Raw genomic sequence first — 25502 nt, 5'->3', positions numbered from 1 at the left:
CTATCGCAATTACGTCCGCCATTCTATCGCCGCGGCGTTGCTCTCGCCGAGGTCTTCATCCACCGGCGATGTCCGGCAGCACGGCCGCCATGTCCCGCCAAGGCGCGGGCTAGCGCCTACCACTCCGCGAACGAACCGTCCTCGTAGGCCAGCCGCGGCGTATCCCAATCGCCGGCGTAGCCGCGCTCGATCAGCGCTTCCTCGTTGATCTCGATGCCGAGGCCTGGACCTTGCGGCACGGCGACGCTGCCGTTCTCCACGACGAACGGGCGCTTCAGGTAGCCTTCGCCGAGATCCCACTTTTCCGCCATCGAAGGATGCTCCTGGATGAGGAAATTCGGGGTGCAGGCGTCGAGCTGCAGGCAAGAGGCCAGGGAAATCGGCCCGAGCGGGTTGTGCGGCGCCACGGAAGCGTAGTGCATCTCGGCCATCGCCGCGATTTTGCGTCCCTCGAAGATGCCACCCGCGTGGCACAGGTCCGGCTGGACGATGGCGACGGCGCCTTTCTCCAGCGCTTCGCGGAAGCCCCAGCGCGTGAACAGCCGCTCGCCGGTCGCGATCGGAATGCTCGTCGACTGCGCGACGCGCACGAGCGCGTCGACGTTCTCCGGCAGCACCGGCTCCTCGATGAACATCGGATAATACGGCTCGAGCGCGGCCGCGAGCCGGATCGACATCGCGGGGCTGACGCGTCCGTGGAAGTCGATGGCGATGTCGAGGCCGCTGCCGGCCGCTTCGCGGATCGCCGCGAACTTCGCGACGACGCCCTCCACGAAGGCGAGCGAATCCACTTGGCGCACCGGCGCATCGACGCCGATCTTGATCGCGTTAAAGCCCTGCTCCATGCGCTTCTTCGCGTTCGCCGCGATGGTCTCCGGCGTCTCGCCGCCGCAGTGGCTGTACATGCGGATCGTCTCGCGCACTTTGCCGCCGAGCATTTCGTAAACGGGCATGTTGTAGAACTTGCCCTTGATGTCCCACAGCGCCTGCTCGATGCCGCTGATCGCGCTAACCAGCACCGGGCCGCCGCGGTAAAAGGTGCCGCGGTACATGATTTGCCAATGGTGCTCGATGCGCAGCGGGTCCTGCCCGACCAGGTAGCGCTTCAGCTCCTCCACCGCGGTCGCGACGGTCAAGGCGCGGCCTTCGACGATCGGCTCGCCCCAGCCGGAGATGCCTTCGTCGGTCTCGATTTTCAAAAACAGCCAGCGCGGCTTCACGTGATACAGCTTCATGTCGGTGATTTTCATAACGGTTCTCTCCTCTTGCGAGTGTTGGATTCTTCCTTCGTCGCCCGGCGTTCATCCGTTCGTCAACCGTTCGTCTGCCGATTCGTGCTGTTCGCCCGGCCGGTCCGATCCCGGACCGCCGCGCCTTACCCGCGCTCCGCCCAGACCGGCAGCAGCGCGCCGCCGTCCATGTACACCGTCGTCCCCGTCATGTACCTGGCCGCGTCGGAGGCCAGGAAGACGGCGGCCTCGCCGACTTCGCCGGTCGTCGCGAACCGGCCGAGCGGAATGCGCGAAGCGATGCTCTCGACCCGCGCGCGCTGCTCGTCATCCTTCGGTTCGGCGAGCTGCGTGTAGCCCGGCGCGATGCCGACGACGCGAATGCCGCGGCCCGCCAGGTCGAGCGCCATGTTCTTCGTCAGCTTGTTGACCGCCGCCTTCGCCGCGGCGTACACCGTCGCGTTCGACCACGTGCCTTCCGCGTGGTTGGAGCTGATGTGGATGAGCACGCCCTTCGTGCCCTGCTCCGCCATGAGGCGCGCGGCCCGCTGCGAACAGAAATACAAGCCCTTCAAATCCGTGTTCATCACCTCGTCGTACAGCTCCGGGGTCGTCTCCAAGAACGGCCGCATCCGCGTAATGCCGGAATTCGCCACGCTGACGTCCAGCCGTCCGAACCGCTCGCGGAAGCCGGCGAAGAGCCGGTCCACGCCGTCCACCGTCGAGATGTCCGCCTGCACCGACTCCGCCCGCGCGCCGAGCGCGCGGATGTCCCGCACGACGGCCTCCGCCAGCTCGGCGCTGCGGTTATAGTTGACGCACACGTCGTAGCCCGCGCGGGCGAACGCCAGCGCGATGCCTCGGCCGATGCCCCGGCCGGAGCCCGTTACCAATGCCACTTTCCGTTCCACACCCCATCCCACCCTTTCGAAGCGCTTTCATCGCGCCGCGACCGGATTCGTCCGAACCCGCCGCTAGCCTTTCAAACCCATGGACGACACGCCCTTCCCGATGAACCTCTGGCATGAGACGAAGATGACCACGAGCGGAACGGTCGCGATGACGAGGCTGGCCATGATGACGTTCGGTTCAGTTCAGTTCGCTTCATACTCTGCCGCTGCCGGTCTCGCTTGCTTCGTCTTCGCCGCCTCCGCCGCCAGCCGGGTCGGCACGAGTTGCGGCCGGCCGATCGCGAAGCTGCGTGCGGGCATGTAGGCTCTATATACGACATGGCCGTCCGGGATTCCTGTCGCCTGCGGCAAGCCGGGGGATTGGATTTGCATTTTTTTCCACGTGAGTCAGAGCGCCTCGCCGTCTGACAGCGAGCTTCCTATTAGTCGGCTGCGAGGAACGAAGCGCCTATTTCAAGGTTTGCGGAAACTTTACGGGATTGCGGGGTCGGCTGGACAGACGCGGGGATCTTGCGACTATGCGGGACCTCTCGGGCACGGCGGAGACGGTTGAGCGGGGACGGCGGGAGCCTTAAGGCTGCGAGGCGGCGGCGGAGAACGGCCGCGACGGCAACGGACACGCGGCGGCTCAGTCACAGGCTGGTACGATGCGAAGTCAATGGCCAACTCGGACGTCGGGCTGCCGATCGATGCGTTGGCCGGGAAGGACGGAAGGACAAAAAAGCTCCGCTCCCCTTCACGCGGGGAACGGAGCTCTTTCCGCGCACCGCCTTGCGGGTTGACGGCCCAGGGCCCGCTTGGAGCGGAAGCGGCGAAACGCCCCGGCTTCCTTGGCTTTGCCGAGCGATCGCCGCGGTTGCCGGCTCATCCGGCGCGGCGCTACTTGCCGACGAACGTCCGCGATCCATTGTCGCCGGAATACGGCGGCGCGTTCGGCGCGGTCACGTAGCAGATGATCAGCTTGTAGGACTTGCCCGCCGGAATGTTTTGCTTGAACGTCAGCAGAAAGCTCGTGCCCGCCGTGTCCGCCGACGTGATCGTGACCTTGTCCGCGGTCAGCGCGTTGGCCGGACTGACGCTGTCGTTCATCCCGAGCGTCGCGATGCCCGTCGGCATCGTTTCGGTCATGCTTTGCACCCAGTAATTGCCGGGCTTAATGCCCTTGGCGCCGTTGACCGGCTGGTCGTACGTCACCTTCAGCTGATTGGCCGACGTCTGCTGCAGATCCTTCAGCATCGGAATCGTCTCGGCGCTCGCGCCATGCGGCAGAACTAGCGCAAACATCAACGCCAGCATGCCGCCGAAAACGGTTTTATGGAAATTGCGCAACGTGGAAACCTCCTCTGCGTTCGACCGGAAATCCATTCATGTCGCCGTAGAGGAGGATGCCCCGCGGAAGGAACATTTATGCAAAAAAGGGACGCGCATCCGAAGATGGCGTCCCGTTTGATGCTGCCGGCCGGCACGCGGCCGGTTACCGGCTCCGCAGCTTCGAGAGCAGGCGGAGAATTTCGACGTATAGCCAGACGAGCGTCACGACGAGCCCGAACGCGCCGTACCATTCCATGTACTTCGGCGCGCCGCGTTCCGCCCCTTGCTCGATAAAATCGAAATCCAGCACGAGGTTCAGCGCCGCGACGGCGACGATGACGAGCGAAATGCCGATGCCGATCAGGCTGTTGTCGTGCAGGTACGGCACGTTGACGCCGAACAGCCCCAGCACGAAGCTGGCCAGGTACACGAGCGCGATGCCGGCCGTGGCCGCGAAGACGCCGAGCTTGAAGTTTTCGGTCGCCCGGATGATCCGCGTCTTGTACGCCGCGAGCAGCGCGAAGAACACGCAGACCGTAATCAGCGCCACCTGCATCGTGATGCCGCCGTACGCATACTCGTATTGCGCGCTCAGCGCGCCGAGGAACGCGCCTTCGAGCGCCGCGTAGACCGGCACCAGAAACGGCGCCGTGCGCGGCGCGAAGCTGATGACGAGCGCGCAGATCAGACCGCCGATCGCCCCGCCGATCGCGTAGGGCACGACGTCGAGCCCTTTGAAATACTGGTTCCAGACGGCGAACGCCGCCCCCAGCAGCACCGCGAGCGTGATGAACGTTTTGTTCACGGTGCCGTTGATCGTCATGCGGCCGGATCCGGAATAGGACCCGTGCCGGTCGAACGTCTTGTCGTTCAAGGTTGGATTGCCGCTTCGGCCTAGCATAAAAGAACCACCCCATCGGTTAATTTTTCCTAATTATAGCATATGCCCGTCCCGGTAGGCGCTATACCTTTTTGTAAAGACGAGCGTGCGGCGAGGCAGCGAGGTGGCAGCCGTATTGGCAGCGGCTAACACCCATATAGGTTACTCCATCGCCTTCTTGCGCTCATTCGGCGTACGTTTCCGCCTAAGTAGGCTGCTCCGTCACCCTCTTGCGCTCATTCGGCGCACTTTTCCGCCTATGTAGGTTACTGCATCGCCTTCTTGCGCCCATTTGGCCACTTTCCCGCCAATGTAGGTTACTCCATCGCCTTCTTGCGCCCATTTGGCGCACTTTCCCGCCTAGGTAGGTTGCTCCGTCACCTTCTTGCGCCTATTCGGCGTACTTGTCCGCCTAGGTAGGTTACTGTATCACCTTCTTGCGCCCATTTGGCGCACTTTCCCGCCTAGGTAGGTTGCTCCGTCACCTTCTTGCGCCTATTCGGCGTGCTTGTCCGCCTAGGTAGGTTACTGTATCACCTTCTTGCGCCCATTTGGCGCACTTTCCCGCCAATGTAGGTTACTCCATCGCCTTCTTGCGCCTATTCGGAGCACTTTCCCTCCTAGGTAGGTTACTCCATCATTCCTTTGCGCCTATTCGGCGTATTTTCCGCCTATGTAGGTTACTCCATCATCCTTTTGCGCCTATTCGGCGTATTTTCCGCCTATGTAGGTTACTCCATAACCCTCTTGCGACTATCCGGTGACTTTGGCGGACACGAGCGCCGTTATTTGCGGCAATTGCGCGATTTGGCGAGTTTCGCGGCCACAGGATCCGCTATTGGCCGGAAACGATGCGACGGAGGCATGCTTCGGGACAAATAACGGATCGTATGGCCGCCAAACGCCAAAAAAGAGCCGAAACGCGAAACTGAGCGGATCTCCTGTCCGCTCAGTTTCGCGGCAAAGGTTAAGGCAGCGCAGCAGCCGCACTATTACACGGAACGCAATTCCGTTCGCGCCCACCGCAAGGCGCATCACCGTATGCGCCGCACTCTGCGAGCCGCATCCCGGCAACCGCCGGCACGGCCTGCCGCGCGCCGTCCCGCTCCGCGCCACAGTCCCCGACACCGCCGCGGGCCACCAACGGACCGGGACTGCCTGCCCGTGTCCATGCAAGCCGTCACCCGCCGCCCCCTCTTACTCCCGCGCCAGCGGCAGCGCGAGCGCGAACGGCTCGTGCGCCCTTTCCCGCTCCGCCCCGCGGTGCCCGACACCGCCGCGGACCATCAACGGACCGGGACTGCCTGCCCGTGTCCTTGCACGCCGTCGCGCAGCGCCCTCTTACTCCCGCGCCAGCGGCAGCGCTAACGCGAACGGCTCGTGCGCACTTTCCCGCTCCGCCCCGCGGTGCCCGACATCGCCGCGGGCCACCAACGCGCCGGCACATCGGCACCGCCACTCGTCTCTCCGCGCGCCATCACGCGCGCCCCCGCTCCCGCGCCACCGGCAGCGAGAACGCGAACGTCACCCGCCCGTCGCGGGCGGACGCGCCGAAGGCCGCGCCGTGCCGCTCCAGCACGGCTCTGGCGATGGACAGGCCGAGCCCGGTCCCGCTCAGCTTCTTGTTCCGCGAGCGCTCCATGACGTAGAACGGCTCCCACGCCCGCGCCCACTCGGCGTCCGCCGGCGCGTCGGTGTCATTCGCGACGCGGAAATATACGGCGCCGTCCGCGATGCCGGAGGCCACGTCCACGCGCGGACCGCTCGCGTACTTGAGCGCGTTCGTGAGCCAGTTGCGCAGCACCGACGCCAGCTTCCGGCAGTCCGCCAGTACCATGGCATCCGCGGGCAGCCGGTCGTCGACCGCCAGCTCCAGCCCCTGCCCGCGGAAGGCGGCGCGGTAATCCGCGAGCGTCTCCGCGAGCAGCGCCTTGAAGGCGACAGGCTCAAAAGCATAGGTATCCTCCTGCAGCCGGGACAGCTCCAGCAGCCGGTCGATCATCTCCGCCATCGCGTCGCTCTGCTGGCCGATGACGCCGGCGTACGTACCGTCGTCCAGCCCGTCCCGCATTCCGGAGGCGTACATCCGAATAAGCGACAGCGGCGTCTTCAGCTCGTGCGAGACGTCGGAGATGAACGTCCGCAGGTTGGCGTTCTTCGCCTCGAGCGACCGGTGGGCGTCCTCCAGCTTGTCGCTCATCCGGTTAAGGCTGCGGGCGAGCGACTCGATTTCATCCCCGGTGCGGATGTCCGCCTTCGCGAACTCCAGGCCGGCGATCGATTCCGCCGTCTTGTTCAGCTTGCCGAGCGGCTTGACGATCCGGGCGGTATAGAGCGCGGACAGCAGCACGAGCAGCAGCAGCATTCCGAGCCAAATGTACGCGTTGAACCGGTTGACGATGCGGATCGTTTCCGACGAGTGGGAGATCGACTCCCCGACCGCGAACACGGCGCCGCCGACCGCGAAATAATTGACCAGGAAGCTCGATTTCAGCTTCGTCTGATCGTAAATTTTATTCACGCGCCCGCCTTGGGCCAGCTTCGCGATGCTCTCCTCGGTCAGCCAAAACTTCCCGAGCGCGATGCCTTTGCGGCCGAGCTGCTGCAGCAGGTCGCCGTTCACGTCGTCGACCGGCTCCGAGAGGGAAGCGTGGACGATCGTCACGTCATGCGATTTTTCCGCCATAGGGATGCGCGCGGCCAGCGCGCCGTACGGCAAGGGCGAGAGTTCGTCCACGACGGCGGCCAGCTTGGTTTTATATTGATGAAGGAAATACTTCGGCAGGAAGTACGTATTCACGGTGAACGACAGCACGAACACGGCGCACAGCGCGAGCGTGACCCGCGTCATCAGCTTGCGGGCCAGCTTACTCATCGCGTTCCTCGAGGCTGTAGCCCATCCCCCGGTGGGTCTTGATCCGCCGTTCCCCGATCTTCTCCCGCAGGCGCCGGATATGCGTGTCGACCGTCCGCTCGTCGCCGAAATAATCGTAGCCCCACACGTGGTCCAGCAGCATTTGCCGCGTGACGATCCGCCCTTTGTTGGCCGCGAGGTATTTGGTCAGCTCGAATTCCTTATGCGTCGCCAGCACGTCCTTCCCGCCGACGTACACGCGCTGCGCTTCGAGATCGACCGCAAGGTCGCCGGCCGCGAGCCGGTCTCCGAGGCGCAGCAGCTTCCGCGCCCGCAGCAGCAGCACCCGCGGATCGAACGGCTTGCGCAGGTAATCGTCCGCGCCGGCCTGCAGGGCGGCGATTTCGTCGTCGGCATCCCCTTTCGCCGTCAGCAGCAGCACCTTCGTCCCGCCCCCGCGCTTGATCTCCCGGCACACCTCGACGCCGCTTCGCTTCGGCATCATCCAATCCAACACGGCCAGATCGACCGGCTCGGCGTAATACCGGTCGAGCGCCGCTTCCCCGTCCTCCGCGAGCAGCGCGCGGAACCCTGCCTTCTCGAAGTACGCGCGCAATATCGTCAGCATCAGCGGCTCGTCGTCCGCCAGCAGCACGTTCATGCCGCCCCCTCCTTTCCCCGTCGCTTCAACAATAGGCGCGTCTTGTTACACCAGTATGACAAATTCGGCCGTCCGTAAACAAGCGCGCCCCGGCCGTCCCCGCGCCGTTGTTGGCACATTCGCGTAACATCGGCCTTGTACACTAGCGCTGCACCGCCATTCGAGAAGGAGGAATTCCCATGAACAAATTGATGTTAAACGCTTGCGCGGCCGGCCTGCTCAGCGTCGTCCTGACCGGATGCGGCGGCGGCGGCGGCCCGGACACCCCGCCCGCCGCCGCAAGCCAAGCCGCTTCGCCGCCGTCGGCTTCGGCTTCGGGATCGGCGTCCGCTCCCGCGAAGACCGTCGCCCTCGCCACGGGCGCGGAGCCGTTCGATTTCGAGGTCGATCCGGAGACGCTCGACATCACGATCATTAAGGACGGCATCCGGACGCAAGTTGCGAAGCCGCTGCCGAAAACCGCCGCCGCGAACGTGCTCAAGACGAAGAACGCCGTGCAGTGGACCTACCCGGGCCAAGTCAACGTCCGCGTCGAGAAGAACGCGGATTACCTCGATATTCGAATCGAATCGATCGGCGCCGACGCGTTCGCCTGGCCGTCGGTTGCGGCGGACGAGTACGACCTGCCGCTCGGCGAAGGCAAGCGGATCCCCGCCGCCGACGCGAATTGGCGCGAATTTTTGAAAGGGCAGACGATGACGTGGAGCGAATCGTTCGCCATGGACTTCTTCGCGCTGCACAACGGGAGCGATCCGTTCGCCCTCGTGTACGTCGTCGCGAACAAGTTCAACGACGAAGTGACGTTCGACGCGGATCCGAACGTGTCCTTCGGGTTCGCGCACGCCTTTCCGAGCATGAATCCGGACAAGAGCTACGGCTTCCGCTTATACGTCACCAAGAACGATCCCGCGAGCATCGTCGCCCCTTACAAAAGCTACGTCGCCGAAAAGGGCGGCCTCGTCACGCTGCAGGAGAAGGCCAAGGCCAACCCGAACGTCGCCAAGCTGTACGGCGCGCCGCAAATTTACTTATGGAGCGAGTCGATCCTGACCGACGCCGACGTTGATTGGCCGAAGCTGCGCGCGCTCCTGAAGGGCAAGCTGGGGGACTGGCTCGTCGGGCTGATGTCCGGCACGGCGGACGGCAGCGCGGAACTGTCGGACGTGCTGAAGACGGCCTCGGGGCAGGACTACATGGATAAGTATCAGAAAGGCGTCGTCCTCGGCGCGCTCAACCAAGCGCTCAAGCTGCCGAATCTGTACGCGCCGGACCCGTTCCCGAACCCCGGCGACGACGCGAGGAAGCTGCTCGCGCAAGGCGCGGACAAGCTGAGCGAGCAGAAACGGTACGAGCTGAACAAGCCGCTGCTGGCGCGGGCGCTGGGCGACGCCGCCGGCGATCCGTCGGGCTGGGGCCAGGCGGACTCGACGGGACTGGTCAAGGATCTGCGTTCCGCGGGCATCGCGCATGCCTGGATCGGTCTCCCCAACTGGGCGGACGGCCTCATGAACCCGCAGCTGGTCGACGCGGCGGACGAGAGCGGTTATCTGATCGCGCCGTACGATTCGTACCACTCCATTCACGAAGGCCAGGACCCGTCGTGGAACACCGCGTCCTTCCCGGATCCCGCCTTGTACGAGGACGCGACGATCGCGCGCAAGGACGGCACGAAGATCGCCGGCTTCCTGGGCCAGGGCCGCAAGCTGAACCCGACGCTGTCGCTGCCGCTCGTCAAGCAGCGCGTCGCCGGCATTCTGCAGGACGGCATCGGCTACAACTCCTGGTTCATCGACTGCGACGCGACGGGCGAAATCTTCGACGATTACAGTCCGGCCCACGTCACGACGCAGCAGCAGGATCTGAACGCGCGGCTCGAACGGCTCGGCTATGTGGCGAACGACCTGGGCATGGTCGTCGGCTCCGAAGGCGGCAACGACTACGCGAGCGGCGTCATCGCCTTCGCGCAAGGCATCGAAAGCCCGATCATCGCCTGGGGCGATCCCGACATGCGCGACAAGAAAGACAGCCCGTACTACGTCGGCGGCTACTATGCCGCGTCCGGCATCCCCGACCGCTACGGCAAGCCGGTGCCGATCAAGCCGCTGTACGAGCGGGTGTACGTCGATCCCGCCTACTCCCTCCCGCTTTACAAGCTGGCGTACAACGACGCGATCATTACGACGAACCATTGGGAATGGGGCAGCGACAAAATCAAAGGCGACGAACCGGAACGCATGCTGTACGAGCTGCTTTACAACGTGCCGCCGCTGTATCATCTGGACCGGGCGACGTGGGAGAAGGAGAAGTCCGTCATCATGCCGTTCCTGGATGTCTGGTCGCCGTTCCACGAACAGGCCTTGACCCAAGCGATGACCGGCTTCGCGGTCCTGTCCGGCGACCGGCTCGTGCAGCGGGCGGAGTACGGAGACGACCTGAAGGTGACGGTCAATTTCTCGCAGAAGGATTTCCGGGCGGACGGCGAGACGGTTCCGGCCCATTCGGCCGTCATCGTGAACGGCGGCAAACGCCAGGTGTTCGACGCGGACCTCGGCAAGGCGGCGGGCGCGGACGCCTGACCGGACCGGCGCCGGATCGGCCGCGAGCGCCGGGCGCGCGGCGCGAATTCGGCCGCGGCTGCTCGCGCGGACGCCTGGCCGCGTCGGGAGCGGACGTTTGGCAGTCGCCGGATCGGCCGCCATTTTCGTCGGATCTCCCCCGTAAACTGGAGCATTGCCCTATACTGGCCCCTGCGCGAAGCCGTTATAGTAAAATCAGGCGGCTTTTGCCGGCCGAGCGGATTTTTCCGACAATCGGGAAGGGGTAATCGGGCATGGAGATGAAATGGACGCATATTTCGATCGACCCGCAAATGCCGGGCAAGGCATGGGGCACGGGCGGCATCGGGCTGGGGGATTTCGACGGGGACGGCGATCTGGACGTCATCGTCTCGCGCCGGGAAACGCAGACCGCCTATTGGTACGAGCGCAAGGACGACGAGACATGGATCCGCCACGTCGTCGGCACGGCGGAATCGCTGGCGGACGCGCTCGGCGGCGTCGCCGTCGACGCGGATCAGGACGGCCACCTGGATTACGTGACGCATAACGTCTGGTTCAAGAACCCCGGCAACCTCGCCGACAACCCCGACGCGCCATGGGAAGCCCGTCCGTTCGAGGGCGGCGGACATCAACGGCGACGGCAAGCCGGACATCGTTTGCTACGACGGGCATGTGCTCTCCTGGTTCGACACGTCGAACGGGCTGGCGCGGACGATCATCGCCGAAGGCCGCGACGACCACGGCGGCATCGCGCCGTGCGGCGCCGGCGACCTGACCGGCAACGGGGCGCTCGACATCGTGCTGCCCGGCGTCTGGTACGAGAACCCCGGCAACGGTTACGGGGAATGGAAGCGGCACGAATGGCCGCACCGGCCGATCCCGAACGCGTCGTACGGGACGAGCATGCGCGCATGGGTCGCGGACATCAACGGCGACGGCGTGAACGATATCGTCTATTCGGACTGCGACACGGCTTATTCGCACGTGTACTGGGCCGAGAATCTGGGCGGCGGCGAGAAATGGATCGTCCACCAGCTCCCGGACCCGCCGGGGCATCCCGACACGGGCTCGTTTCACTCGCTCGCCGTGGCGGACTTCAACCACGACGGCAAACTGGAGATTTTCGCCGGCGAGCAGGAGGATCCGGACCGCGGCATGATGGACAGCGGCAAGCTCCCGATGAAGCCGCTCGGGCTGAAGGAGCGCGGCATCATCTGGGTCAACGTCGGCGAAGACGGGCTGCCGCATTTCAAGCCGATCGTCATCAGCGACGACAAGCCGGGCTGGCACGACGCCGTCATCGGCGACGTGAACGGCGACGGCAGCATCGACATCATCAGCAAGGAGTGGCACGTGGAAGGCCCGAACTACCACGTGGATTACTGGCGGAACGATACATTGGCGAAATAAGCGGCGGAGGCGCCGGCGGTTGGCGCGCGGCTAGGCGTGCGGTCCTCGCGGCGGCGCCGGCGGTTCCGGGCGGGCAGTGTGCGAAGCCGTCTGAGGCGTTTAGCCATCACAGCCACCCTGGCGGCAGCTTTGGGGTACAAGGCCGGGGCGCGCCCGGTCACGCCTGGCGCACAACGACAAGGACGCAAACAAAGTTTGCGTCCTTGTCGGCATATTCTGAAAAGCTACCTCAATGAAAGCGAGCGTCCGAGCTGCGTTAGCGCGGGAAGACGTGTCGATGGGGCGGGGGACGTTTGGCGGACACGAGAGCCTCCCCAAATTCACCGCCCTCCGGCGATCTCGCGTCAACACTGCCCCTTCGTCCGGCCTCAGCCGTCCCTTTCGATCCGCTCGTATTCCTCCATGAACGCGAGCTGCATCCCGGCGAATATATAATCGTACAGGAACAAGAGCAGGAAGAAGAAAAACGATACCCACAGCGCGTTGACCAGCAGTCCGAACAAAACGTTCAAGAGCACCGCCTTGACGATCAGGCTCGTTGTTGACCGCGTGCGCCGTTTGAACGACCCCAGCGCCAAGGGAAACGCTTCGCGAATGCCGCAGTTTTTGGCGACGAGCGTAAATTCCAGATAGACGAACCAGACCCGCAGGATAAGGAACGCCAGCAGGCTCACGACGGCGCCGCCCCCGCGGAACAGCAGCACGGCCAAGGCGCCGCCCGCCAGGATGACCGCCAGCACGAGCAGATCGAGCAGCAAAAACCGCGTAAAGTACCGCGCGCCGTAAGCGCGGAACGCCGCCAGCGTCAGCGGCCGCCCCGACGCCGCATCGCGCAATAGGCCGATGTAGCCGCCCTGAACGAACGCTTGCACGAGCAGGAAGAGGAGCAGGACGAGCAGCGCGGTCGCCGCGCTTCCGGCGGGCAGGCCGCCGTCCGCTCCCAGCTGCACGGTGCCGGCCATGAATCGCTGCTCCGTCACGGCGCTCACCGACGGCATGCCCATTTGAAAGGCGAGCTTGAACGTCACGTGCGGACTGCCTTGAAAGCCGTTCATGAGAATGCCGGCGAGCACGGACAGCCCGTCGAGGGCCACCGGAAGACCGACCAGCAGCGGATAGCCCGGCAATTTGCGAATGTTGCCCAGCAGCAACGCGATCGCCTCCTTTAGGAAATCGTTCCATCGTTCCTCCACCCGTTTTGGGCTTGCATGCCCGATATCGGGCACTAGCGTTACGCGTTCATCCGGCGTTCATCCATTAGTATTCGACGAAAGCGCATGCAAATCCCTTTCTGCCGCGGCGGCAGGTTTATCGCGCCGCCCGCGTCGCACCCGCGCGCGGCGCGAACCGCGCGCGGCTCGAATCGTGCGGACGCAACGGCCATCGACGAAAAAGCCGCCGGCATCCGCCGGCGGCTTTCCTTCTACGCTCCGTTGTTTAGCGCCAGCAGCGCCATGCGCACCGCGCCTTCGGACGCGTCGGCCGGAGCGGCCACGCACCGCATCCCGGGATACGCCTGCCGCAGCAGCGCCTCGAACGCGTCGCGCACGTACGCGTTCTTCAGCAGCACGCTGCCGGCCAGCACGAGCCGGCCGTCTTGCATCGCGAGCCGCTCCGCCACCGGCCCGACGAGCTCCAGCAGGGCCGCGGCGCTCTTCCGCACGATCGCGAGCGCGGCGGCGTCGCCGGCGTCGCAGGCCGGCGCGAGCAGCGTCGCCAGCGCGGCGACGTCCTTCTTGTTCGTGCGCTTGTCGTGCACGAACCCGACGAGCTCGCGGACCGATGTCACCCCGAGCCGCTCGTACACGAGCCCGGTGACGACGGTCGGCGGAATCCGGCCGTCGCCGGCCTTCGCGGCCGCCGTCAGCAGCTCCCGGCCGATGCTGTAGCCGCTGCCTTCGTCGTCGATCAAGTACCCGCAGCCCCCGGTCCGGTGCGTATGGCCGGCCGCGTCGCGCCCGAAGCAGATCGAACCGGTGCCCGCGATCAGAATCATGCCGACGGGGCTGTCCAGCGCTCCGCAGAGCGCCGTCTCGTGATCGCCGGTGATGAGCAGGCCGCCGGCATAGCCGCCTTCCCGGACGTCGGCGGTCAGCCGCTGCCGCACGGCGGGATTGCTCACGCCGGCCGCGCCGACGCAGACGTACGCGAGATGCTCGAGCCCGCCGCACGCTTGCGCGATCTCCGCCATGATCGCCCGAAAGCTCTGCCGGATGCTTGCTTCGTCCTGCCCGTTATAATTGATCGCGCCCGACGTAAACCGGTGCACCGCGCGTCCGCGTTCATCCGCGACGGTCACCGCGGTCTTCGTGCCGCCGCCGTCCATTCCGGCCACGTATCTCATCCTGCCCACGTCCTTCCTTCCCGTCCGTTTACCGTGCCGCGCCCGCGAAGCCCGCGAGCGGAATCCGCCCCGTCGGTTCGGCGTCGCCGCCCAAGACGGCGATCAGCGAATCGAGCGCGAGCGGCGTGTACTCGAAAGCGGCGAGGCCGCATACGCCGGCGGGCAGCGCCTCGAGGTCGTACGGCTTGCCGAGCGCGACCGCCGTCACGGCGCGACCGTCCGCGGCCAGCCGCTCGACCAGCTTCAGCTGCCCGGGATTCTCGCGCCCGTTGTACAGCCCGACCACGACATGCGCGCAGCCTGCCGCGAGCGCCAACGTTCGTGCGATCTCCGCCTCGCCGGGATCGATCCCGACCTCGGCGATGGGCGCGCCGAATGCCGCGCCCATCGCCGCCGGGAACGACAGCCCCGCCTTCGCCCCGCTCGATGCCCGGTCCGTCCGGTACGGCAAGGTGCCGACGAAGAACGCATCGCCGCCGCCTTTGCGCACGGTCCGAAGCCCGCCGGCGACGAGGCAGATGCTCTCCATGCTCATCGCCGAGACCGCGCGCCGGTGAACGTCGCTGCCGACGACGGCGAGCTCCGCTTCTCCGCCGGGCTCCCTGGCGGCGGCATACTTCGCCTTAACCGCCAGCACCTTCGCGAGCGCGTCGTCGATGACGGATTCCGCCAGCTCGCCGGACGCCACCGCCCGCTCGATCAGCTCCGACGTTTCCATGACGAGCGCCGGCGTGTGGCTGACGAAGAGCAGATGCACGCCGGCCTTCAGCGCGCCGAGCGCGCCGCGGGCGGTGCCGTAATACCGCTTGATCGCGTCCATCTCGAGGCAATCGGAGACGACGAGCCCGTCGAAGCCCAGCTCCCGCTTCAGCAGGTCCGTCACGATCGTCCGAGACATCGTCGCCGGCACGCGTTCCGCCTCGATGCGCGGAAACAGAATATGCGAGCTCATGATCGCCTCGGCGCCCGCCGCGATCGCCGCGCGGAACGGCTTCAGCTCCAGCTCCCGCAGCTCCGCAAGCGTCTTTCCGATGACCGGCAGCCCGAGATGCGAATCGACGGCCGTGTCGCCATGGCCCGGAAAATGCTTCACGGCCGCCAGCACGCCCTCGTCCCGCAGGCCGCGCATCATCGGCAGCGCGTACGCCTCGACCGTCTCCGCCGCGTCCCCGTAAGACCGCACGTTGATGACGGGGTTCGCCTTATTATTGTTGATGTCCAGCACCGGCGCAAGGTTGAAGTTGATGCCGAGCGCGCGCAGCTCGCGCGCCGTCAGCCGTCCCGCGGCGTACGCGTTCTCCGGACGGCCGGTCGCGGCGATCGCCATCGCGCCCGGCGCGTTCGACGCGTCGGCCGGCAGCCGCGCGACGCGCCCGCCCTCCTGGTCGATGGCGATGAGCGCCGGATGGCCCGTCTCCGCCGCGATCGTCCGCTGCAGCTCGGCGCACAGCGCGCCGAGCTGCGTTTTGTTCGCCGCGTTAGGCGAGAATAAAATGATGTTGCCGATCTTGTAGTCCCTAATGAGACGCTTCAGGTCGCCGGTCATCGCCGCCGCCGGAAATCCGGTGACGATCAGCTGGCCGATTTTCGCCCGCAACGGGATTGCCTCCATACCGCTTGCCTCCTCTTACGCCTTAATACAGATGGTACGCCCGCTTCCTGTCCGCGAATTCGCGGCTTTCCTCCCGGAACCGCTCCAGCATGGCCGGCAGGTCGACGGGCTCGTCGCGGTACAGCTTGTCGCCGCCGAGCAGGTCGATGAACGGCCGGGAGCCTTCCTTGAACGGCGGCAGCCAGGCGAATGCCTCATAGTTGTCCTTCATCGCGTACAGCAGCGTGACGCCGGTCTCCACCGGCCGCACCGCGCGCGCGTCGGTCACGTGCAGCTGCACGCCGCCGCATAGCTCGCCCTGATGCTTCGAGGCGGTCGGCTTGTAATAGACGGGCCGGAACCGGACGCCGGGCAGCCCTTTGGCGTTCATCTCGTCCGCCAGCCGCTGCGGCTCGACGAACGGCGCGCCGATGATCTCGAACGGGAGCGTCGTCCCCCGCCCCTCGGACAGGTTCGTTCCCTCGAACAAGCACGTGCCGCCGTACAGCAGCGCCGTCTCGTAGCGCGGAATGCCCATCGAGGGCTGGACCCAGACGCGGTTCAGGTCCGGGAAGCGCATCTCCCGCGACCAGCCCTCGCACGGCACGACGTGCAGCTCGGCGTTCCAGCCCGTCTCGTCGTTGGCCATCCTCGCCAGCTCGCCGACGGTCAGGCCGTAGCGCACCGCGAGCGGATAGTTGCCGACGAAGGAGCGGTACCCCGGCTTCAGCACGTTCCCTTCCACCGTCACGCCGTCCAGCGGATTGAAACGGTCGAGCACGATGAACGGCTTGCCCGCCTTCGCGCAATCCTCGAGCGCGTAGAGCATCGTATAAATAAACGTATAATAGCGGATGCCGACGTCCTGGATGTCGTACACGACCGCGTCGACCGCGTCCAGCATGTCCGGCGCGAGCCGCTTGGAGTCCTTGCGGTAGAGGCTGTACACGGGCACGCCCGTCTGCGGATCCGCGTACGTCTCCACGAGGCCGCCCGCGTCTTGGTCGCCGCGCACGCCGTGCTCGGGCGAGAAGAGCGCCGTCAGGTTAAAGCGTTCGTGCAGGATGGCGATGGTCGAGGCGAATTCGCGATCCAAACCCGTCGGCGACGTGATGAGGCCGAGCCGCTTCCCCCGGAACAGCTCCGCGTACCTGTCGATCCGGTCGATCCCGTTCAGCATCATGCGAGCGAATCCTGGCGCAGGCGCATCGTTTCCTCCGGCACCATGAACGTCTCGGCGTATTGCTTCCGCGCCTCGATGCCGCGCACGCGGGCGAGGTGCTTGTAATAGTCCAGGTACGGGAACGACTTGCTGCCGGTCACGAACCAATGCTGCGCGACCGCTTTAACCCACAGCTCGTAAGCTTCCTCGTCGAAATCGACGTAGACGTACGGCTTGTAGTCGACCGCGTCCTCCCAGTTCTCCGCGTAGTAGAGCTTCGCGGCGAAGTGCGCCGGAAGCTCGCGCTCGAAGGACGCGAGCCCCGCGAAGAACCGCGCGTCGTTGACGATCCGGTGCGTCGTCATATGGTCCTTGTGCATGCTGTTCTTGAAATGCGTGATAATAACGTTCGGCTTCACCCGGCGGATGACGTCGCAGACCCGGTACCGCATCTCGTCGCTGTCTTCCAACTCGCCGTCCGGAATGTCGAACACGATCGCCTCGCCGCCCAGCATCGACGCGAACTGCTCCGCTTCCCGCACCTTCTGCGCCCGGTACTCCGCCATGTCGCGTCCCGCCGGCACGCCGCGTTCCCCGGCCGTCAGCGCCAAGGTCACGATCTTGTCGCCCTTCAGGGAGTGACTGGCCAGCACGCCCCCCGCCGTCAATTCCGCATCGCCCACATGTCCGCCAATTGCCAATATCGTCAACCGCTGCTCGCTCATTCGTTAGAACTCCTTCCGCATGATCGCAAAATGTTTGACCCTCTTGAACCCGGCTTTCTCGTAGATCCGGATGGCCGGATTCTTGATTCCCGTATAGAGCGACATGTATTCCGTGCCGATCGCCTTGAACGCCTCGCACAGCCGGAAGAACAGCAGGCTTCCGAGCCCGTGCCCCTCATGGTCGGGATGCACCCCGATGCCGGCGAAATACCCCCGCCCGTTCGCCTGCCGGACGACAGGTCCGGCGAAGCCGGCGGCGATCCCGTCCCGCGCGGCGGCGACGACGGGCACGCCATCCGCCGCGCACCGCGCGATCTCGCGCCGCCAGAGCGGGTTGTCGAACCCGTCCAGCATCGCTTCGAGGCCCGTATGCCGCCGCGGGTCGAACAGCTCGACCGCATAGCCGGCTTCGGCGGCTTGCGCTTCTTTGGCGGCCATATCCGCGGTCCACGCGAATTCGGCCAAGTTCAAGTACATCGCGCACTCCTGCGTCCGCTCCGCGTAGCCGTGCCGCAGCAAATAATCGTGCAGCGGACTGCCGACCGGCACGCCCGGCGCGTTATTGTGCTCGTGCTTCGGCGTGCCGGGCACGTACCACGGCAGCATCATCGGATTGAAGAAGAGCACGTCCGCCTGCCGCTTGCCGAGCGCCCGGAAGCGCGACTCCACCGCGTCCAGGAGAACGGTGTAAGCGTCATCATTCCGGTATGCGCCGGACAATACGATGCACGTAAGGTACCCCGCCGCGTCGCCGAGCGGCAGGTCGCCGCCCGCCGCGCCGCACGCGAAGCCCGCGACTTCCTCGTCCTCGCCGAGCAGCACGAACGCCGCAGCCGGATCGAAGTGCGGATCGGACGCGAAGATGCGGTCGAAGCTCGCCGCGTCCAATTCCTTGTAATCTTCCTTGACCGCTTCCGCGTTCCACAGCTGGACGATGCCATCGGCAAACCGATGCTCGAAAGAGGCGATCCTCATTCGCTATCCCTCCGTTTCGCTGGTAGTCGGCAATGCCTGCGTCTTCGCTTCGGGAAGCCATGCGCCGTCCGCAGGCTTCGCGGCGCGCGCGGGCGCCGTTTACCGAAGACGCCGCAGCCCTAATACGAAATCTTGCCCATGACGACGGGCCGCGCCGCGCCGGTCACGCTCGGCAGATTGTTCGTCCGCCGCGCGATCGCGTAATCGGCCAGAAGCGCGAACGCCACCGCTTCCTTCGCGTCGCTGCTGCCCCCGACGTCCTCCTGAACGAGCACCCGCACGCCGTGCGGCGCCAGCTCTTCCTTCAGAAACCCGATCAGCGCCGGGTTGTAGCTCCCGCCGCCGCCGACCAGCATGACGTCCGCCACCCGCTTCGGCAGGACGAACCGCCGGTACGCGTCGCCGATGGACCACGCGGTCAGCATGGTCACGGTCGCGACGAGGTCCGCGTCGGCCATGCCGCGGCCGCGCGCATCCGCCAGCAGCTCCTCGACGTAGGCGGCGCCGAATCGCTCGCGGCCCGTCGACTTCGGCAAAGGCCGCGCGTAGTACGGCTCCCGCCGGAGCCGCTCGAGCAGCGCGCCGTCGACGCGTCCCGCGCGGGCGATCTCGCCGCCGGCGTCCATCGTCCGCGCTCCGCCGCTCAGCCGCGTCACGACGCCGTCGATCAGCATGTTGCCCGGTCCCGTGTCGAACGCGAACACGTCGTCCGCGCCGCCGCCCGCCGGCAGCACGGTCATGTTGCCGATGCCGCCGATGTTTTGCAGCAGCAGCGTCCGGTCCGGCTCGCGGTACAGCAAGTATTCCGTGAACGGCACGAGCGGCGCGCCCTGCCCGCCGACGGCCATGTCCGCCACGCGGAAATCGGAGACGCACGGGATGCCCGTCCGCGCCGCGATGACCGCGCCTTCGCCGATCTGCACCGTGAAGCGCAGGTCGCGGCCGTCCTCGATGTACGGCTCCGGCGCATGGTAGATCGTCTGCCCGTGCGAGCCGACGACCGCGATGTCCGCCGGCGTCAAGCCCGCGTCCGCGATGACCGCGAGCGCCGCCTCGGCGTAGAGCTCCCCGAGCCGGACGTTCATCCGGCCGACCCGGTCGACCGTCGCGCGCGCCGGGTCGAACAGCGCGAAGATCTCCTCCCGCACCCGCGCCGGGAAGGGCGTGTTCGCGAAGGCGACCAGCTCTGCGGCCGGCACTCCGCTTCCTTGACCGTCTCCGCTCCGGCCGCCGCTACCAGCCCGGTTCCCGCTTGCGGCCGCTCCCTCGCCCCCGGTCCCGAAGCCCGCCGCGGCGCCGCCCGCGATCCGCACGACCGCGGCGTCGATGCCGTCCACCGACGTGCCCGACATCAGGCCGACGACGTATCTGGCTTGGCGCGTCTCCGCGCGTTCCGCCGCCATGTCAGCCTTTGACCGCGCCGACGGTCACGCCCTCGAGGAAGTACCGCTGCAGGCTGAAGAACAGGACGAACATCGGCAGGGCGGAGATCGTCGCGCCCGCCATCATCGGCGCGAAGTACGTCGTGTTCGCGAAGCGGAAGTTTTTGAGCCCGACCTGGATCGTCTGCATGTCCATCGTGTTCGTCACGAGGAACGGCCAGAAGAACGTGTTCCAGCTGTCCATGAACGTCAGGATCGCCATGACCGCGAGCACGGTCTTCGACAGCGGCAGGATGATCCGCAGGTAGATCTGGAACTGGCTGCAGCCTTCGATCTTGGCGCTCTCGATGATCTCTTTCGGGATCGAGGACATGAACTGCTTCGCGAGGAAGATGTTATAGACCGTCACGAGCCCCGGCACGATCAGCGCGGTGTACGTGTTCTGCAGCTCGAAGACGTTGACGATCAGAATGTAGAGCGGCACCTGCGTCACCTGGTACGGAATCATCATGGCGATCAGCAGCAGCGCGAACAGGAACGCCCGGCCGCGGAATTTGACCTTGGAGAACGCGTAGCCCGCCATGCTGGCGAAGATCACGTTCGAGATCATGACGCTGCCGGCGACGAGCAGCGAATTGACCAGCCAGCGGAGGGAATACTCGCTGTAATCGAAGAAAAATTTATAGGACGCGAACGAGATCTTGGTCGGCCACAGCGAATAGCTCATGGCGCCCGCTTCGACGGGATCGCCGAGCGACGAGATGATCATGAAGTAAATCGGGAAAATCGTGGCCAGCGCGAACAGCAGAAGCAGCACCACGATCGTGCCGTTGCGGAACCGCTTGGGCATGCTGCGGTCCGGGTAGTTTTTGTACAGCGACATCGGCGTTGCCTCCTTCCTCAATACTCCACTTCTTTGCCGAAAAATTTAAATTGGATGAGCGCGACGACGGCGATGAGCGCCGCCAGGATCAGCGACTGCGCGGCCGCCTTGCCGAACTCGAAATATTTGAACGCGTTGTTGAAGATCAGCAGGCCGACCATCGTGGTCGCGTTGTCCGGACCGCCGCCGGTCATCAGGTACGCGTTTTGGAACACCTGGAAGGAACCGATGACGCCCGTCACGAGCAGGAACAAGGTCGTCGGCTTCAGGCAAGGCACGACGATGTAGCGCAGCTTCTGCAGGAACGTCGCGCCGTCGAGATCCGCGGCTTCGTAGTAGCTCGTATCGATGCCGAGCAGCGCGGCCAAGTAGATGATGATGCTCGTGCCGTGGCTCGACAGCCACGCCATGAGCACGAGGGAGAACATCGCCGTGCTGCCGGAGCCGAGCCAATTCTGGTTGTGAACGCCGAACAGGCCGAGCAGCCGGTTGAAAATCCCGGATTCCATCGGGTCGAACATCCAGAGCCAGACGACCGACAGGGCGACGCCGGACGCGACCGCGGGGAGATAATAGACGGCTTTGAACGTCGTTTGCAGCCACTTCTTGAGCGGCAATATGAGAATCGCCACCGCGAACGACAGCAGCAGCGCGACTGGCACGGTCAGGACGGTATAGACGATCGTGTTGCGGATCGATTTCCAGAACAAGGCGTCTTTGAACGTTTCGGTGTAATTGTCGAAGCCGGTGAACGCGGAGCCGAGCGGCTTGTAGTCCTGAAAGCTGATGATGAAGGCGCTGGCGACCGGATAGGCGGTGAACAGCGCGAAGACGACGAGCGCGACGGCGATGAAGGCGTAACCCCAGCCGTTGTCGCTTTCCAGCCGGCGTTTGAAGAACGGTCTCTTGGTTGGTTGGTTCATAAGGCAGCACCTCTTTTCGGCGATCGGATCGATGAATGCGGGATAAAAAGAGTTCGGATAGCCGCCTTGGACGCAAGGGGCTATCCGAGGGGCTATCCGAAGAGGACGATCAATCCTTCACGACGCCGTCATCGCCGAACGCGTCGACGGCCGCTTTCTTCACGGCATCGTACATGTCTTCGGGCGAGAGTTCGCCGGCCAGCAGCGCCTGCAGCTTCGGAACGATGACTTCGTCTTCGAGCTTGATCGCTTTCGCGCCGAGCTCGACCGGGATGTCCGGACGGGCCGGAGCCGCGTGGGACAGCAGCGTCGTGACCGCGGCGACGTTGTCCGGATTGCGGTTGACGGTCATGCTCTCGGCTGCCGTACGGCCGGTTTTGGTAATATGCGCGACGAACAGGTCGTTGTTCGTGGTCGCCGCGACTTTGCCGCTCGCGAGGAAGTACGCCGCTTTGACGACGTTCGCTTTATGCTCGGCGGACGGCTCTTTCTTGCCGCGGAACGTCACGTAGCCGTCGACGGCGACCGACGTGACCGGCGGCTGGCCGAGGAAGGACGGAACCGGAAGCACGATGTAGTCCGTTTTGATGCTGCCTTTGACCGCGCTGCCGTCGTTCGCGTCGATCTTGGCGTTGTTTTGGTTCGCGGAGTTCTCGAAGGTCGCGAGGCCCTTGCCCGTGATCATCGTTTGGCCCGTCAGGAACATGTTCCAGCGCTTGCCCGCGTCCACGGAGCTAAGCTCCTTCGGCATGGAGCCGTCGTCGATCAGCTGGCGGATGTCCTTCAGCACTTCCAGGTAGTTTTTGCTCGTGTACGCGTATTTGTTGTCCGTCGTGAACGCGTTCGGCATGCCGGCGTTCTTGACGAGAATGTTCAGATAATCCTTGGACGCGACGCCCGCGGTCGCGAACACGAAGCCGTAGCGGGACGTCTTGTCGCCTTCCTTCACGACGCCCTTCTTGATGGCTTCGCGGAACTCGTCGTAGGTCCAGCCGTTCTTCTGCACCGCCTTGTAGTCGATGCCGGCTTTCTCGAGGAATTCCTTGTTGCCGCCGAGCGCATGCGCTTCCATGTAAGCCGGGAAGCCGTAGACGCCGTCGCCGTTCTTCATGTATTCCATCGGCGCCGGATCGAAGTCCGCGAGCATGTCGGCCGTCGCGGCGTCCTTGACGTCCATCAGCATGCCCTGCTGCACGTACTTGGAAATGCCGTCGGAGCCGATGAACGCGATGTCCGGCGGGCTGCCCGCGTTGACCTGCGTGTCGAGCTTCTGGGTCATGTCCTCCCAGCTGGCCGGTTCGATCTTCAGCGTCAGGTTCGGATACTGCGCGTTGAAGTCCTTCGCCATCTGCTCGAAGTTGTCCTGATACTTCGGCGAAACCGGCGGCAGGAGCGCGGTGATCGTGTCCTTCGCTTCGGCCGCGCCGCCGGAGCCCGCGCTGCCGCCGGCGTTGCCCGCGCTGCCTTCGTTGCCGCCGTTATTGGAGCCGCAAGCCGCCAGCGTCGTCACGGATAAACCCAAAGCCAATACGGATGCCAACACACGGGATTTCGTCTTCATAGGAATAATCCTCCTTAAGGATTCAGCATTAGAATGTCCTGATCAAATCTCGTTAACCGACCTTCGTGCAATTCCGGATGGCGGCCTTGAGGCTGCCTTCGCTCCGGACCAGCTCCCGCTCCGCGTCCGCGGCGTCCAAACCGGTGACGATCATCATAATGGCGAGCTTGCAATTCATGGACGCTTGGCGGAGCGCTCGTTCGGCCGTTTCCGAATCGGCGCCGGTCGCGGTCTGAATGATCCGCACCGAGCGGTCGTTCAGCTTGATGTTGCTGGCCTTCAGATCCACCATCAGGTTGTTGTAGGTCTTGCCCAATTTCACCATTGTACAGGTCGTCAGCATGTTGAGCACCAATTTCGTCGCTGTACCCGCTTTCAAACGGGTCGAGCCCATGATGACCTCCGGACCGACGACCGGCGCGATGCAGACGTCGCACGCCGCTTCGAGCCTGGAGTCCTTGTTGTTCACGACGCCGATCGTCTTCGCGCCGAGCTCCGCCGCCCGCTTCAAGCCGGCGATGACGAACCTGGCGCTCCCGCTGGCCGAGATGCCGATCACCGCGTCTTTCTCTGTAATGCCGCAGCGATCGATTAACGCTACCCCCTCCTCCGCATTGTCTTCAAACCCTTCCACGGCGACACGCAGCGCGATATCCCCGCCGGCAATATATCCTTGCACCAGCGATGGGTCCGTCCCGAACGTCGGCGGAATCTCCGATGCGTCGAGCACCCCTAATCTGCCGGAAGTGCCCGCACCGATGTAAAACATCCGTCCGCCGTTCTTCAGCAGCCCATGAAGAATATCGACCGCCTTCGCGATCCGCGGAATTTCTGCGGCGACCGCGGCCGGCACCTTGGCGTCCTCTTGGTTGAGCAGCCGGACCATCTCCTCGGTCGTGCATTCGTCGATCATCAGCGTGTCCTGGTTAATCTTCTCCGTAGTCAATCCCGCTAGATATTCGTTCATAACCATTCTCCTACCTTAAGTCGTGATGTTAGTTTATCTAACACACTTTCTGTTTCTCAAGTCCCATATTACGTCGAGTTGCCATATCCGTCAATAGATTCTGAAATAAAATTTTACTCTAAAATTATTATTTGATTTAAAATTTTGGACGAGGCCGAAAAAAAGACATGTTCAGCGCTAGCTTTCCCATGTCGTTTTCCCGTTATTTCCGGTGTTCGGCGCCTATTTGCGGTGCTTGCCCGATAAAATGTTGTGCGTCTTGGTGAGGTACTTCTTCACGTGCTGGTATTCGGCGCTGGCCACGCCCGCGAACAGCATGTCGACGACCGTCAGCATCGCGATCCGCGATCCCATGGCGCCGCTGCGCATCGTCAGCTCCGGCGTGGAGATGCTGAGCAGTATGTCCGACTTGTCCGCCAGTTCGCTCTTGTTGTACTTGGTGATCGCGATCGTCGTCGCCCCGTTCTTCCGGGCCAGCTCCAGCGCGTCGAGAATTTCGACCGTGTCGCCGGAGTTCGAGACGAAGAACGCGACGTCGCCTTTGCCGAGCAGCGTGGCCGCGGTCAGCTGGCTGTGGCTGTCGGTGTAGGCGTGGCACATCTTGTTGATGCGGCTGAACTTCTGCTCCGCGTCCTGGCAGACGATGCCCGACGCGCCGACGCCGAAGAAGACGATCCGGTTGCTCTCGCGCAGCACCTTCACGGCCTTCGTCACCTGGTCGCGGTCGATGACGCTGAGCGTATCCTCGATGGACTTGATGTTGTTCCGGGCGATATTGGAGATGATGATGGGCAGGTCGTCGCCGGGCTGAATATCGGTATATTGGTCCTTCTGTTCCTCGTCCCTGGAGCCGAGCGAAGCCGAGATGCTGACGATGAAGCTTCGGTAGCCGCTGTAACCCAGCGTTTTGCAGAAGCGAAGCACGGAGGCGTCGCTCGTCTTGCTCATTTGGGCAAGGCTCTTGATGGAGAGATGCGGCACTTCGTCCGTATTCTCCAAGATGAAATCGGCAACCAGCTTCTCAACGGGCGTCATGCTGTCCTTCATGTCCCGAATCTTGATCAATATGTTGTCGTTTATCGCCATGTCCCGTCCCTACCCGCCTAGTTTGTCCTCTCGAATTCCCTCTTATCTTAAGCGGATTCATGGCAAAACACAAGGGAGAAACGACGTGC

21 protein-coding genes and 1 pseudogene are annotated in these 25502 nt (G+C 64.5%); 4 read left to right on the top strand and 18 right to left on the bottom strand.

From position 1 onward, the window contains the following. Window positions 1-116: 116 nt before the first annotated feature. A complete protein-coding gene (gene dgoD, locus I8J29_RS10640; protein WP_208847599.1) occupies window positions 117-1250 on the bottom strand; it encodes a galactonate dehydratase in 1134 nt (377 codons plus the stop codon). Between the two features lie 125 nt (window positions 1251-1375). Further along, entirely contained in the window at window positions 1376-2140 is a 765-nt protein-coding gene (locus I8J29_RS10635; protein WP_208847598.1) for an SDR family NAD(P)-dependent oxidoreductase, read from the bottom strand. Between the two features lie 124 nt (window positions 2141-2264). On the opposite strand from I8J29_RS10635, the gene I8J29_RS10630 reads away from it, so the two are divergent. Then, complete coding sequence (locus I8J29_RS10630; protein WP_208847597.1) at window positions 2265-2444, top strand: hypothetical protein; 180 nt, start codon at window positions 2265-2267, stop codon at window positions 2442-2444. Between the two features lie 575 nt (window positions 2445-3019). Here I8J29_RS10630 and I8J29_RS10625 read toward each other — a convergent pair. The 4 genes from I8J29_RS10625 to I8J29_RS10610 all read right to left on the bottom strand — a co-directional run bounded on the left by I8J29_RS10625 (window position 3020) and on the right by I8J29_RS10610 (window position 7846). Then, window positions 3020-3469 (bottom strand): hypothetical protein, encoded by a 450-nt coding sequence (locus tag I8J29_RS10625; RefSeq protein WP_208847596.1) that lies wholly within the window; start codon window positions 3467-3469, stop codon window positions 3020-3022. Between the two features lie 145 nt (window positions 3470-3614). After that, window positions 3615-4352, bottom strand: coding sequence for a Bax inhibitor-1/YccA family protein (locus I8J29_RS10620; protein WP_208847595.1), 738 nt, complete (start codon window positions 4350-4352; stop codon window positions 3615-3617). A 1456-nt stretch (window positions 4353-5808) separates the two neighbouring features. Beyond that, window positions 5809-7206 (bottom strand): sensor histidine kinase, encoded by a 1398-nt coding sequence (locus I8J29_RS10615; protein ID WP_208847594.1) that lies wholly within the window; start codon window positions 7204-7206, stop codon window positions 5809-5811. Continuing rightward, on the bottom strand, window positions 7199-7846 hold the full coding sequence (locus I8J29_RS10610; RefSeq protein ID WP_208847593.1) for a response regulator transcription factor: 648 nt from the start codon (window positions 7844-7846) through the stop codon (window positions 7199-7201). The genes I8J29_RS10615 and I8J29_RS10610 overlap by 8 nt, the downstream gene beginning before the upstream one ends. A 179-nt stretch (window positions 7847-8025) precedes the next feature. Between I8J29_RS10610 and I8J29_RS10605 the strand changes: the two genes are divergently transcribed. The 3 genes and pseudogenes from I8J29_RS10605 to I8J29_RS34455 all read left to right on the top strand — a co-directional run bounded on the left by I8J29_RS10605 (window position 8026) and on the right by I8J29_RS34455 (window position 11814). Further along, window positions 8026-10422, top strand: coding sequence for a glycoside hydrolase (locus tag I8J29_RS10605; RefSeq protein WP_240546085.1), 2397 nt, complete (start codon window positions 8026-8028; stop codon window positions 10420-10422). Between the two features lie 254 nt (window positions 10423-10676). Next, window positions 10677-10931 (top strand): annotated as a pseudogene (locus tag I8J29_RS34610) (FG-GAP-like repeat-containing protein); the annotation flags it as partial. Window positions 10932-10947: 16 nt separating this feature from the next. Next, window positions 10948-11814, top strand: a complete 867-nt coding sequence (locus tag I8J29_RS34455; protein ID WP_338113134.1) for an FG-GAP repeat domain-containing protein — start codon at window positions 10948-10950, stop codon at window positions 11812-11814. Window positions 11815-12182: 368 nt separating this feature from the next. Here I8J29_RS34455 and I8J29_RS10590 read toward each other — a convergent pair whose 3' ends face one another. From I8J29_RS10590 to I8J29_RS10535, 12 genes are all read right to left on the bottom strand, one after another. After that, the gene (locus I8J29_RS10590; protein ID WP_208847591.1) at window positions 12183-12965 is read right to left on the bottom strand and encodes a hypothetical protein; all 783 of its coding nucleotides are present in this window, start codon (window positions 12963-12965) and stop codon (window positions 12183-12185) included. A gap of 272 nt (window positions 12966-13237) precedes the next feature. Further along, window positions 13238-14158: an N-acetylglucosamine kinase gene (locus tag I8J29_RS10585; RefSeq protein ID WP_208847775.1), complete on the bottom strand. Its 921-nt coding sequence runs from the start codon at window positions 14156-14158 to the stop codon at window positions 13238-13240. 28 nt (window positions 14159-14186) lie between these two features. Continuing rightward, on the bottom strand, window positions 14187-15770 hold the full coding sequence (locus tag I8J29_RS10580) for a glycoside hydrolase family 3 protein (RefSeq protein WP_208847590.1): 1584 nt from the start codon (window positions 15768-15770) through the stop codon (window positions 14187-14189). 22 nt (window positions 15771-15792) lie between these two features. Further along, complete coding sequence (locus I8J29_RS10575; RefSeq protein WP_208847589.1) at window positions 15793-16932, bottom strand: exo-beta-N-acetylmuramidase NamZ family protein; 1140 nt, start codon at window positions 16930-16932, stop codon at window positions 15793-15795. Continuing rightward, window positions 16929-17636, bottom strand: coding sequence for a PIG-L deacetylase family protein (locus I8J29_RS10570; RefSeq protein WP_208847588.1), 708 nt, complete (start codon window positions 17634-17636; stop codon window positions 16929-16931). The genes I8J29_RS10575 and I8J29_RS10570 overlap by 4 nt, the downstream gene beginning before the upstream one ends. 3 nt (window positions 17637-17639) lie before the next feature. Next, the gene (locus I8J29_RS10565; protein ID WP_208847587.1) at window positions 17640-18611 is read right to left on the bottom strand and encodes a GNAT family N-acetyltransferase; all 972 of its coding nucleotides are present in this window, start codon (window positions 18609-18611) and stop codon (window positions 17640-17642) included. A 119-nt stretch (window positions 18612-18730) separates the two neighbouring features. Continuing rightward, complete coding sequence (locus tag I8J29_RS10560; protein WP_208847586.1) at window positions 18731-20014, bottom strand: anhydro-N-acetylmuramic acid kinase; 1284 nt, start codon at window positions 20012-20014, stop codon at window positions 18731-18733. Window position 20015: 1 nt separating this feature from the next. Next, window positions 20016-20876 carry a carbohydrate ABC transporter permease gene (locus I8J29_RS10555; protein ID WP_208847585.1) on the bottom strand — a complete coding sequence of 287 codons (861 nt, stop codon included), beginning with the start codon at window positions 20874-20876 and terminating at the stop codon, window positions 20016-20018. A 17-nt stretch (window positions 20877-20893) separates the two neighbouring features. Then, entirely contained in the window at window positions 20894-21799 is a 906-nt protein-coding gene (locus tag I8J29_RS10550) for a carbohydrate ABC transporter permease (RefSeq protein WP_208847584.1), read from the bottom strand. A gap of 109 nt (window positions 21800-21908) precedes the next feature. Beyond that, window positions 21909-23360 carry an ABC transporter substrate-binding protein gene (locus tag I8J29_RS10545; protein WP_208847583.1) on the bottom strand — a complete coding sequence of 484 codons (1452 nt, stop codon included), beginning with the start codon at window positions 23358-23360 and terminating at the stop codon, window positions 21909-21911. Between the two features lie 52 nt (window positions 23361-23412). Continuing rightward, complete coding sequence (murQ, locus tag I8J29_RS10540) at window positions 23413-24327, bottom strand: N-acetylmuramic acid 6-phosphate etherase (RefSeq protein WP_208847582.1); 915 nt, start codon at window positions 24325-24327, stop codon at window positions 23413-23415. Between the two features lie 222 nt (window positions 24328-24549). Beyond that, on the bottom strand, window positions 24550-25413 hold the full coding sequence (locus I8J29_RS10535) for a MurR/RpiR family transcriptional regulator (RefSeq protein ID WP_208847581.1): 864 nt from the start codon (window positions 25411-25413) through the stop codon (window positions 24550-24552). Window positions 25414-25502 lie beyond the last annotated feature (89 nt).

This window comes from Paenibacillus artemisiicola, assembly GCF_017652985.1.
In the GTDB taxonomy this organism is placed as follows: Bacteria; Bacillota; Bacilli; order Paenibacillales; family Paenibacillaceae; genus Paenibacillus_Z; species Paenibacillus_Z artemisiicola.
The sequence above is the reverse complement of the archived record's forward strand: the minus strand, read 5'-3'. Positions and strand labels throughout refer to the sequence as shown.